Consider the following 11,543-nt stretch of genomic DNA (forward strand, 5'->3'; position numbering starts at 1 on the left):
ATGGCACTGCATCCTGTTGTTGCCCAGTTTATCGCCTCGTTGCCGCCACCGCCGCCCGGCCCCCTGAACCCTGCCGCCATGCGGGCGGCAGACGAAAGCCACGTCAAGCCGGTGGCCGAGCGCCAGCCGGTGCACGCGGTCGCCGACCGGGTCCTGCCGACTGGCGCCGGCGAGGTGCCCGTGCGCGTCTACACGCCGACGGCGGCGCCATCGCACGGCGTCATCGTGTATTTCCATGGCGGCGCGTTCTTTCTGGGCAGCCTCAACACGCACGATCATGTGGCGCGCGCCCTTGCCAATGCGAGCGGCTGCGTCGTCGTCTCGGTCGACTATCGCCTGGCGCCCGAGCACGCCTTTCCGGCAGGGCTGGACGACTGCTACGCGGCGCTGCAATGGATCGCCGAGCACGGCCGCGATCCAGCCAGCGGAATAGGATGGAATGGCCAGACGCTGGCCGTGATGGGCGACAGTTCCGGCGCCAATTTCGCCGCCGCGGTGGCAGCCAAGGCGCTTGACGCAGGCCTGCGGTGTATTACGCACCAGGTCTTGTACTACCCGTCGCTCGACCTCGACTTCGATGTCGCGCGCTACCCGTCGCTCACCGCCAACGCAGTGGGCAACGGGCTGGAGACCGCCGCGCTCAAACCGTTCAATGCGTTCTACGTCGACAGCGGCGCCGACCCGGCCAATCCGCTGGTCTCGCCGATCAAGCGAACCAGCCTCGCCCAGCTGCCGCCGGCACTGATCGTGACGGCGCAATACGATCCACTGCGCGACGAGGGCGAGCTGTATGGTCGCATGCTCCGTGACGCCGGGGTGCCGGCCACCGTCCGCCGCTACGACGCGGCCGCGCATGGTTTTGTCCAGTATTTCTCCTGGCTGCCCGAGTTTCAGGGCGTGTTTGCCGAGACGGCGCATTTCCTCAACGGCGGGCAACGATGAGCGCCGTGGACGTACACCCGCTGTACTCGCCGTGGGGGCGTTTCGGCCTGTACAGCTTTTTCATCGACGGCAGCGAGCCGGCCATTATCGACACGGGCATCGCTTCGTCGCCGGCCGACGGCATCGCGGCGGCGCTCCTGCAACTGGGACGGCGCGTGGAAGACGTGCGCTGGATTTTTCTCACGCACGGGCATATCGACCACATTGGCGGCGCCCATGCACTGTGGGAAATGACGGGCCGCCAGGCCAAAGTCGTCATCCACGAGGCCGACGCGCCGTTCCTGCGCTCGCGCCGCACCCACGTGGACGAATACCTGGCGGCGCGCGGGCGCTATATCAATGATGCCGATGGCGAAGCGAAGCTGACAGCCATTTGTGAACGCGCCATTTCGGGCGAAATGGAGCCGCACCTGCTGGTGCGCGACGGCGACGAAATCGTGCTCGGGCCGGACGTGACGATCCAGGTGCACTGCGTGCCCGGGCATACCGCAGGTTCCGTGGCGTATGCCATCAAGGGGCAGAACGACGTGTTTGCGGGCGACGCCGTGCAGATCCACGGGGCCGCCAACGGCTTTCCAAGTTACGCCGATCCCGACGCCTACCGCGCCAGCCTGCTGCGTCTGCGCGACGTCGTCCAACCCGAGCGGCTGTTCCTCGGCCATCCATACCGCAGTCAGGGCGCGGAATCGCTGGGCGTCGTGCTCGACCGCGAACAGGCGGCAGCCAAGATCCAGGAAAGCCTCGACATCGAGACCAGGGTGCGCGCGGCCGCCGCGGAAAGGGGCCTCGATAGCCCGGCTGTCGGCGGCCATGCCTGTTCACCGTTTTGCGGCATTGCCCAACTGCTGCGCTACGAGGGCGATCCGACCCTCGAGCCTTCACCATTTTTTACCACCATGCACGGCTATTTTCACAAAGGTTATCGGTCATGATTGTTGTACATAAGGATTTACGTGTGCCGATGCGCGATGGCGCGCACATGGCGGCAGATGCTTACCACGCCAAAGGCGATACCCCGCGCCCGGCGCTGATTGCACTGAGCCCGTACGGCAAGGAACTCCAGGCCCTGGCGCTGACCATGCCGCCGCAGCGCCGTCCGTCGCCGTTGTGGGATGGCTGCATCGAGGCCGGTGACATCGCGCGCGTCGTCAAGGAAGGCTATGTGCACGTGATCGGCGACGTGCGCGGTTCCGGCGGTTCCGAGGGCGAACACATCGGCAACTACAACGCCGGTGGCGTGCCGCTGGGCCAGGACGCCTACGATTTTATCGAATGGGTCGCGGCCCAGCCCTGGTGCAACGGCTCGGTCGGCATGATCGGCATTTCGTACTTCGCGTCCATGCAGATTTTCGCGGCTGCCGAACGGCCGCCGTCATTGAAAGCGATTTTTGTGAGCGGCGGCCACTTCGACTTCTATGAAACCACCTACCACGGCGGCATCATGTGGTTCATGCCACGTGCCGCACGCGAGGGCCGGGGCGGCGATTCGGGCTGGGCCTTCACCCATCGCCACAAGTCGCGCATGCTCGAGACTTACCCGGAGGAGGAGATCAAGCGGCGCGTGGCCGAACGGCTGGCCGATCCCGATGTGGCGGCCTGGCCCAATCTGGTGCATGTACTGAACTACCCAATTCACCACGAGTCCTGGTTCGACATCATCATGAACCCGCTCGATGGCGAGTGGTATGAAGAGCAGAACCCGATCAACCTGGCGAAGAACATCGACATCCCGGTGTACTTGCAGATCAACCAGGGCCGCGGCTGGACCGTCGACGGCACGATCGAGCTGTTCGATGTGTTGCAGGGCCCGAAGAAACTGGAAATCGGACCATACCCACCGATGCAAACCCGCCCCTGGGTGGACGACCACGACACCATGTTCCGCTGGTACGACTACTGGTTGAAGGGCATCGACAACGGCATCATGGATGAGCCTGCGGTAAAAGTGCATGTCGAGGGCAGCCGGCAGTGGGCCACGGGCGAGCATTGGCCCGTCAAGCAGGTTGCGTACCGCCCGGTCTACCTGCGTACCCGCGGCAAGCTGGCTTTTGAGCCGGAACCGTATGGCCCCGAGCACGCCCATCCCGACGGTTTTTACCAGGCGCCGCTGACCATCACCGACAAAGTCGAAAAGGTCACCTGGTCCACCGAACCGTTTGCCCAGATGGCATCGATCCACGGCGTGGGTGCGGCGCACCTGTTTGTCGCCATCGACCAGGACGATACCAACCTGATCCTGCGCCTGTGGGACGAGGCGCCCACCGGCAAACGCCAGCTGGTCACGACCGGCTTTCTCAAGGCGTCGCATCGGGAACTCGACGAGCGGACCACCGAAGGTAATCCGTACCACCCGCATACGCGCAGCATTGCCGTGCAAGCCGGCGAAATCAACGAATACGTCGTGCGGCTGTCACCCTTTGCCAACGACTTCCGGATTGGCCACAAGCTGGTCGTCGAACTGATGTGCAATGAACCGCTGGTGGACGAGCACAACTCGCTGCTGCCGCCGGATGCCTATCACCTGCCGGTCGGGCGGCCGGTGCAACACAGCATTTACCGCGATGCCACGCATCTGTCGCGTCTTGTGCTGCCGTTTGTCGCACCGCCAGCCCCGCAGTAAGCGGCGAAAGAAGCCGCTCGTTCCGTCATTGGCATTCTCCAGCCACGCCTGCCCGGGACGTTCCTCGTTCCAGGCAGGCGGCTGTCGGACAGTCACGCACGATTTTTCATGAAAGGGCCAGATAACCAAGAAAAAAATTATTCCTAGAAAAAAAATAAACCAATTTCAGGAGACAAAATTCAATGAACAAGCATCTCACATCGCTCGCCCGCATCCTGCCAGCTCTGGCGCTGGCCACAGCCATCCCTGCCGTGCAGGCATCAACGCTGCAGCCGTCCGGCCTGAACCTGGGCGGCACATCCTTCATGGATGGCTTCGGCAAGGCCGGCCCTGGTTTCGCCTATATCGGCCTGCTGCAATACCGCAATAACGACAAGTTCTACGACAATGACGGGAACGACAACCGCGCCTTTTCCAAGCCCAAGCTGCGTTCGACCGTGATGCTGAACCAGCTCGCCTATACCAGCGACATGCAGGTGTTCGGCGGCCTGCTGGGCGCAACCGCGCTGCTGCCGGTGGTGCGGCTGGGATCGTCGGCCGCGCCCGATTCATTCATCCCGCTCACTTCGCCCGAGAACACGAAGCTCGGCGACGTGACGCTGGGACTGTTCCTGCAAATGCCCCCGGTCTTCGAGCATGGCCGTCCGGTATTTTCCCAGCGTTTTGAAGTCGACGTGATCGCCCCCACCGGCCAGTACGACACCACATACACGGCCAACATCGGTTCGAACAGCTGGTCCTTCAATCCGTACTGGGCGATGACGTTCCTGCCAACGCCGGCACTCGAACTGTCGACGCGCCTGCATTACCTCTACAACGGACGCAACACCGATCCCGGCTTCGGCCCGGCGATTCGCCATGTGCAGGCAGGGCAGGCCGTGTGGGCCAACTTTGCCGCGTCCTACCAGGTTGTTCCGAACTTGAACGTTGGCGTCAATGGCTACTGGTTTCGCCAGATCACGGACGACAAGCTGAACGGCGGACGCGATCCGGTCAGCGGCGTCATGGCCCGCGGCGTGCGAACCACCGATCTGTCGATGGGGCCGGGCCTGTTGTGGAAAGCGGGCCCGAAAACGCTGGTGTTTGCCAACGTGTATCTGCCCGTGACGGTCAGGAACACGCCGGGCGGCTTGCACCTGAATTTGCGCCTGATCCAGGATTTCTGACGCGATGACGAACCTATTACAAGAGCATGGGCGGGACACGATGATGGTATCAGGCACTAGCACGGTCATGGCAGCGCAAACGCGCGCCGATGGCTTTACGAAAGGCAATATCTGCGCGCTGCTGCTGGGGCACTGCGCCGGCATGCTCGACCTGGTGGCGCTGCCGCTGTGGGTCGGCGCCAACCTGATCGGCTTTTACCACTTCGACCCGCAAAAGGCGGGCCTGCTGGCGACCGCATTCCTGCTGTGCGCCGTGGTGGCGAGCATGCTGCTCGCGCCGCAGTATGGCCGCCTGTCGCCGAAGACGGTGACGGTGGTGGGCTATACCGTGGCGGCGCTGGCCTTCGTGGCGCTGGCCACCGTCGCGGGCGACTACTATCCGGCGATGCTTGCGCTGCATGCCATCGGCGGATTGGGCGCCGGCAGCGCGCTGACGATGGTCGACGGTAGCATAGGCCGCAGCGACAATCCCCACCGCATGTTTGCCTATGGCGGCGTGGCCGTGGCGCTGTTCGGTATCGTGGTGCTCGGCGGCGGGCCGGTCATCATCGCCAGGGCAGGTGGGACGGCGCTCTGGTTCGTCTTCGCTGGCGTGATGGGGCTGGCGGCCCTGCTGGCACTGGCGGCCTTTCCAAAGGTGCCGGCGCCCCGGCAGCCTGCAGAAGGGGCCACGCGGCGCATTTCGCGCAACGTCTGGTTCGCCATCATCGGCATGAGCATCCTGTGCATGGCGCACTCGATGATTTTTCCGTTCATCGAGCGCATGGGCATCGAGCGTGGCTACGGAGCGGGCCTTGTCGCCGGCGTGCTGGCGTCGATAGGCTTTGCCAACCTGATACCGTCGCCGCTGGCGGCGTTGCTCGAGCGGCGCTTGCGCCCCGAGCGCGCCATCGTCGGTGGTGTCGTGTTGCACATGGTGCTGGTGGTGCTGGTGACCCAGGTGTCCCGGCTCGAGGTGTACGTGCCGCTGGTGGCGATCCTGACCGCTCCCATGTTGTTCGTGCACACCTTCCTGTTCGGCCTGATGGCCCGGCTCGATCCCAGTGGGAGGGCGGTGGCGGCAACCCCGGCGATGCTGATGATCGGCTCGGCGGTGGGGCCGGCCCTGGGCGGCACGCTGCTCGTCGCCTTCGGTTATGGAGGACTAGGTATCGGGGTGGCGGCATTCGGGGGCGTGGCGGCGCTGTTCTTTTCACTGATCCGTGCCAGCCGCTAGGCGCCCGCGCAGATCTGCCTTGGTCATTGCCATGATTCCACGTCTTCATCTCAGCATCGCAAACCGGCTCCGTCTGGGCTTCGGCCTGTTAATCGTGATGATCGTGGTGATTGCCTTCACGGGCATGCGCTCGGTCGACCGGCTCCATCAGGGCACGAACCAACTGGCCGGCGACGCATGGCCCCGGATCCGCCAGGCCGTGACGGCGCTCGACAGTGCCCGCCAGAGCATGAACGATCTGGGGCAGATCGCGGCCGCGCCCGCAGCGCAGGTTCGCGCCGCAGGCATGCAAGGGTTCGAGCGCAGCCTGGCCAAGGTCGACCAGGCCCTCGGGCAACTTGAACTCTCGCTGACGGAGCCGCAGGCGAGGGCGCTGCTGGCCAATGCGAAACAGCGCCGTGACGCCTACGTCGCCGTCGCCATGCAGGTCCGGCAACTGGCTGGCGCGGACCGGCTGGACGAAGCGCGGGCGCTGGCCTTCGGCCCGGCCACGCTCGCGTTGCAAGCGTTCGCCGCCACGCTGGCGCAACAGGTCAGTCTCCAGGAGCGTCAGTTCCATGGCGCCGCGGAGCAGGCAAACACCATCTTCGCCGATGCCGTCAAAGTGGTTGGGGGCACCGAGGCGGCAGCCGTGTTGCTTGCGCTCATTGCCGCGGTGGTGATCACGCGCTCGGTGGTGCGGCCGCTTCGCCGTGCTGTGGAGGTGGCGTCCGTGATCGCCACCGGCGACCTGACAGGCGTGATTGAAACCGGCCGCAACGACGAGGCAGGCCGCATGATGCAGGCCATGCGGACGATGAACGCAGCGCTCGGGCACATGGTGGCGCAGCTGCGCTGCAGCAGCGACGACATCGCGGCCGCTGCGCGCGCAATCGCCAACGGCAACCTGGAACTGTGCGCGCGCACGGAGCAGCAGGCCGGCGCGCTGGAGGAAACGGCGTCGTCGATGGAGCAGATGACAGCCACTGTCAGGCAGAACACCGAACATGCCTTGCAGGCCAACGTTCTGGCCGAGCATGCGTCGCTTGCCGCGTGCAAGGGCGGGCAGGTCATGGCGCAGGTGGTCGACAACATGGGCGCCATCAGCACGGCGTCGCGCCGGATCACCGATATCATCTCCGTCATCGACGCGATCGCATTCCAGACCAATATCCTGGCGCTCAATGCGGCCGTGGAGGCCGCACGTGCGGGCGAGCAGGGGTGCGGCTTCGCGGTCGTCGCCAGCGAAGTGAGGAATCTGGCCCGGCGGTCGGCCGCAGCGGCAAAGGAAATCAAGGAACTGATCGGCGACGCGGCCAGCAAGGTGGACACAGGCTTGCATCTCGTGGCTGAGGCGCGCACGACGATCGATGACGTGGTGGCCGGCGTGCTGGGTGTCAGCGCGATCATGGGCGAGATCAGCCGCGCCAGCGTGGAGCAGCAGGGCGGCATCATGCAGATTGGCCAGGCGATTGCCGGCATCGACACGGTGACCCAGCAAAACGCCGCCCTGGTCGAAGAAGCGGCCGCTGCCGCCGCCAGTCTCACGCAGCAGGCCGAGGCACTGGCTGGGCTGGCGGCGCAGTTCAGGACCGGCGCCGCGGTTGTTGGCGATCGCCGCGATCCGCAACTCGCCTGGACTGCGCCAACGTAACTACGCAGGTCGGACGCCGCCGGCGCGTTCGACCTGCCGATCACGCCGCGTCGGGCTGATTGCCGGGTAAGCCGACCGCCCGCAATGGAAGCGGCGCACGTTGCAGCGCTGCGGCACGTGACAGCAATCGGCCGTCCTAGATTTTCTTCGTTGCAGTATTTGGTGCAATCGCCGTCCGAGCAGCGTACCAGGTTGCCCGTTAGAAAAGTCACGGACTGTCCCGGCCGGCCGCTACCGCCACTGCGGACGTGGCTCATCATTCACTCTTCCTCTTTTCATGGATTTGACGTTTGAGGCGGGGATCGTGGAGATGAGGAGGGACAACCGTCGAAGAACCCACGCAACCTTTAGGAGGTGCAACGTCATCGCCAAAGTCAGGAGCAGTGTAGGAACTACAGACTTGCTGCGTACTTTCAGGAGTCCGAACTGAGAAAGGCATGTTGCTATTTGCCATGAACCATAGTCAGGCCCGACCGTACTAGATCATCGTAGGCCGGCGCTACCAAGCAGTCCAAAAATGCCACCAGGTGCGTGCGTTTACATTAAACAACGCATCGGGTGGATCTTGCCTTCCGTGATAATCCGTATTATCACCGTTGCCGTCGTTGTCATGTATTGCCTGTGGCTTCAATCGTTCAACGTAACAATTTAACTTAAATGCATCGTTGCAGAACGGAAATGATGCGAAGGACAACTCAAATCGATTGCGCCGCGACACGCGAAATCCGAGATTAACGTTGCAAGAGGTTTGGCCATGGGAACGTTAATGCACGTACCTGCCGAAGCCACTATTGCTTGAGCGTGCCATGAGTCGCTGCAGGGCAGGGGATAGTCAGGCCAGAGCCGAGCTCATCGGTGGATCAGGCAGCGACGAGATCGCACACCAGGCGCGTGGCAGGACACCCAGGCCCCAGCATGATCATCGCTTCTTCTTTTTTTTTGGAATTATGGGGCAGGAGAGTCCAGGCTGCTGGTCGCGATGCAAGCAAGCCTTAGCATAGAAATCGCGCGGATTGACACAGTTATCACCTTGCCGTCGTCGGCCTACTCAGCTTGCTTCAGACTGGCCGATTTTTGAGCGGAGGCGGTGTCCAGTTCGCGGTGGAGCAGGTGTGCCGTTTGGTGGGCAAAGCACAAACGTTTTGAGAAATCGTAAAGATATTGCGTAATAATTATATAAAAATAACAATGTCGCCGAGGCTGAACAGGAGGGGTGACAAAAAGTGATGGAAATCGTCGGCGCGCGATCGCCGATTACAGAGGCATGGCCGGGATATATTTACAGCGGGATTTGTCTGGACAGTTTCAGAAGGAACGCTTTACCAGCTGCTGCGTTTATGATTGCCACGCGTAATTTCCCGGAGAGCTAATGCGAAACTTCGACCGTTCACCCCCACCTCGTCGCTTGGCGATGGGGAAAATCGGTTCCTTAGGTCTGTGGGTGTATTCACGCTCATCACTCCAGCTTGGCTTCGGCGCGCTGCTATTAGCGGTCGCGCCAAAATCTCATGCGATGATTCCTTTTGGCGTTGCGCTCTCTGCCGCGAGCAGCGTGGCAAACATGATTGGTTCCCAGAATCAGGGGGATGGTGGCTTAGCTGCGACCATGAAGGCCACGCTAGAGTACCAGCGCATAATCTCGAAGCAGTTGCTCGACGTTCAGGAAGGGCTGACGTTGGTCTTGCGGAGGATCGAGGCGCTGGAGGGGGCAATCCGCGAAATGTTTAAGCAGCAGCGAGTGATTGAGCTCCAAAGTACCATTGGGACGCAGATAAGGCGTTACGAGCATGAGATCACGTCCCGGGCCAGCAGCTTCGTGCCATATGAAGCATGGATGCGCGATGTCGGTACCCGAAATACACTAGGTGACATTGCGAACAGGCTTGAAGATGCTGTGACCCAAGTGGAGCAAAATCGTTGGCTTGACGCCATGACGGCTCTTTATCTATGCACCGCAGCATTCGCTGGTATTGGTGTACGCGCGGCACTCGGCGAGCAGAATCCGCAGCTCATGGCGGAGGCCCAGCGCTACTTGGATATCTTTGCCCTGTTCACGGACCCAATGAAGCCAGATTCTCTTTCCTCCGCGATCGCATCTTCACCAGCCAGCATTGCGACGATAACCAAGGATATTTTGGATCGCTCGGGCATTTCCGCGCTCCCTGCGGCGGATACCACTACTGCGGTAAATTTTGGGGGAATAGTAGTGCAGGCGCCACTTCCACCAATGGACGATTCGTGCCTGCCGCGTGGTCGAGAATGTCGAAGCATCGATTTTCACGAATTTGATGTGAGGTCACAAATCGGTGCATCCTATTACGCAGAGCAAAGTGCCAAGGACGGCGGGGTGGAAGTGTTGCAGTACACAGCGAGTCCTGCTCAGGCGGTGCGGATAAAAACACATTCATTTACCGCAGCCGAGCTGGGGCGGGCGTATGCGAACGGCACCTATCCCGAACACGCTCAGCATGTGTTTGGCGAGACCATGGTTGATCCCCAGCAATCGGCAAATGCGTCTCCGCTTTTCATAAAGGCAAAAGCGCAGATGGATGAAACTATCAAAAGCGTTGATAAGTTGAACATTGCTAACGGCACGGCAGCGCTTGATGGCGTGGCAATGGTCGCTATCTTGGCAACGCGGCAGCGACTCCTTCGGCATTTTGATAAAGGGGGGTGATGTGACAACATCAACAATGCGGTTGGTTCAGATTTTTGCCACAATGACTTCTCTTGTTCTTACGCATTTCGTCTCCGCAGACGACTACATCAGGCTAATCCCAAGCAACCCGATGCCGTCCCTGAATGCGCCCTATGTCACGAAGATATCAACCGGAATGACGAGAACAATAGATTTGATTAGCGCACTGGGTCCAAAGTTTAATGATCTTGCGGTACATTATCTGCTCGAAAAAAGACTTGACGAAGAGGTCAGGCGTGGCTTTCAAGAGGCTGACGAGACCGGACAGCGCGGGGTCTTGTTAAGGACTCAAATATTGACATCGCAAACCGCTGCAGGCCCCTACTATCAGCTCCGCGGAGACGGTGCGAACCTTGTTGGCGTTGGGCCAAATGCGGACGCTGTCTGCTTCAGTCAGAAGTGTTTCCAGCCGGGACTCGACGTAGTTATTCCTCCCGGCGCGTCACTGGCCGAAGGGTCGGGATATGTATGGATCGAGAGGCAGCCCGACGGCAAGTATGTGCAAAGCATGTATAGGTTGAACTTGCTCGAAACCAGGGCAAGTCAGGTCTATTTGAACCTAGCGATGCGGGCAACTTTCAGGCAAGCCATCAAGGGAGAGGCGTTTGCCGGATACATTGAGCGCCTGCAAGCAAAGGCAGCCACGAACGAGCGAAAAAAAGAGCTCGCTGATATCGAGGCCAAGCGCAAGGAAGTAACGGACAGAATCAAAACAATTGAGGCGGCGTATGCAGCCGAGATGCGGCGTCAGCGCGACCTTGCTGACGCTGCCGCAACAATGAATGCACTCAAGGGCATTCTCTCCACTGCTTCGATGTTGAACTCCGTATATAACGCCATCGGAAGTTCAATTGGGAACCCGACTGATTTTTCCTCGCCCCAGGCGGTCGTCGACAAACTGCAATCGATGGCGAAAGACTCTGGCGGGAAGGCCGAAAAAATTTTGGTTCAACAAAAAACCTACTACGACGAACAGGGTCAAATTGAACAGCAAGTGCTACAGTTCGGCATGGAGCTCAATATGCCGATACCAAAGCCTGGATCTGTGCTGCTTCCTCTACCTTAATTTTGACCCGCAAATACGGGGTGGTCGCCTGGCTGCCCGTTGCTCGGTCTGAATCCCCGATCTCTTCCCGCCGAGCTGCGACCCTCGACGAACGGCTCGTGACGCGGCTACCTCGCAAGCTGCTATGGCCACGCGCCAAGTGTTTCCTGGCAGCGCCGCCCATGCATGCTTGCCGCATCCCGTATTTGTCACGCTGGCGCGT

The 11,543-nt window shown here is 61.3% G+C and carries 8 protein-coding genes; all 8 read left to right on the forward strand.

Annotation, left to right across the window (positions count from 1 at the left end; translation table 11 throughout):
- The 8 genes from BM193_RS14960 to BM193_RS14995 all read left to right on the forward strand — a co-directional run bounded on the left by BM193_RS14960 (window position 1) and on the right by BM193_RS14995 (window position 11,341).
- Window positions 1-942 (forward strand): alpha/beta hydrolase, encoded by a 942-nt coding sequence (locus tag BM193_RS14960; RefSeq protein ID WP_092797277.1) that lies wholly within the window; start codon window positions 1-3, stop codon window positions 940-942.
- Window positions 939-1,874: an MBL fold metallo-hydrolase gene (locus tag BM193_RS14965; RefSeq protein WP_092797278.1), complete on the forward strand. Its 936-nt coding sequence runs from the start codon at window positions 939-941 to the stop codon at window positions 1,872-1,874. The genes BM193_RS14960 and BM193_RS14965 overlap by 4 nt, the downstream gene beginning before the upstream one ends.
- The gene (locus BM193_RS14970) at window positions 1,871-3,562 is read left to right on the forward strand and encodes a CocE/NonD family hydrolase (protein WP_076573067.1); all 1,692 of its coding nucleotides are present in this window, start codon (window positions 1,871-1,873) and stop codon (window positions 3,560-3,562) included. Before BM193_RS14965 ends, BM193_RS14970 begins: the two co-directional genes overlap by 4 nt.
- Window positions 3,563-3,744: 182 nt before the next feature.
- On the forward strand, window positions 3,745-4,728 hold the full coding sequence (locus BM193_RS14975) for a SphA family protein (RefSeq protein WP_092797279.1): 984 nt from the start codon (window positions 3,745-3,747) through the stop codon (window positions 4,726-4,728).
- 67 nt (window positions 4,729-4,795) lie between these two features.
- A complete protein-coding gene (locus tag BM193_RS14980; protein WP_254786210.1) occupies window positions 4,796-5,944 on the forward strand; it encodes an MFS transporter in 1,149 nt (382 codons plus the stop codon).
- Between the two features lie 31 nt (window positions 5,945-5,975).
- Window positions 5,976-7,577 carry a methyl-accepting chemotaxis protein gene (locus BM193_RS14985; protein WP_139176083.1) on the forward strand — a complete coding sequence of 534 codons (1,602 nt, stop codon included), beginning with the start codon at window positions 5,976-5,978 and terminating at the stop codon, window positions 7,575-7,577.
- 1,369 nt (window positions 7,578-8,946) lie between these two features.
- The gene (locus BM193_RS14990; protein WP_139176084.1) at window positions 8,947-10,254 is read left to right on the forward strand and encodes a hypothetical protein; all 1,308 of its coding nucleotides are present in this window, start codon (window positions 8,947-8,949) and stop codon (window positions 10,252-10,254) included.
- Window positions 10,255-10,366: 112 nt separating this feature from the next.
- Window positions 10,367-11,341, forward strand: coding sequence for a hypothetical protein (locus tag BM193_RS14995; protein WP_139176085.1), 975 nt, complete (start codon window positions 10,367-10,369; stop codon window positions 11,339-11,341).
- Window positions 11,342-11,543 lie beyond the last annotated feature (202 nt).

The sequence above is a fragment of the Janthinobacterium sp. 344 genome, assembly GCF_900112025.1.
Classification (GTDB): domain Bacteria; phylum Pseudomonadota; class Gammaproteobacteria; order Burkholderiales; family Burkholderiaceae_D; genus Janthinobacterium.

What these genes read in the sequence shown, in the direction of transcription:
- BM193_RS14985 (WP_139176083.1), top strand. Translation starts at nt 5,976, where the DNA reads ATGATTCCACGTCTTCATCTCAGCATCGCAAACCGGCTCCGTCTGGGC.
- BM193_RS14990 (WP_139176084.1), top strand. Translation starts at nt 8,947, where the DNA reads ATGCGAAACTTCGACCGTTCACCCCCACCTCGTCGCTTGGCGATGGGG.
- BM193_RS14975 (WP_092797279.1), top strand. Translation starts at nt 3,745, where the DNA reads ATGAACAAGCATCTCACATCGCTCGCCCGCATCCTGCCAGCTCTGGCG.
- BM193_RS14995 (WP_139176085.1), top strand. Translation starts at nt 10,367, where the DNA reads ATGCCGTCCCTGAATGCGCCCTATGTCACGAAGATATCAACCGGAATG.
- BM193_RS14965 (WP_092797278.1), top strand. Translation starts at nt 939, where the DNA reads ATGAGCGCCGTGGACGTACACCCGCTGTACTCGCCGTGGGGGCGTTTC.
- BM193_RS14980 (WP_254786210.1), top strand. Translation starts at nt 4,796, where the DNA reads ATGGCAGCGCAAACGCGCGCCGATGGCTTTACGAAAGGCAATATCTGC.
- BM193_RS14970 (WP_076573067.1), top strand. Translation starts at nt 1,871, where the DNA reads ATGATTGTTGTACATAAGGATTTACGTGTGCCGATGCGCGATGGCGCG.
- BM193_RS14960 (WP_092797277.1), top strand. Translation starts at nt 1, where the DNA reads ATGGCACTGCATCCTGTTGTTGCCCAGTTTATCGCCTCGTTGCCGCCA.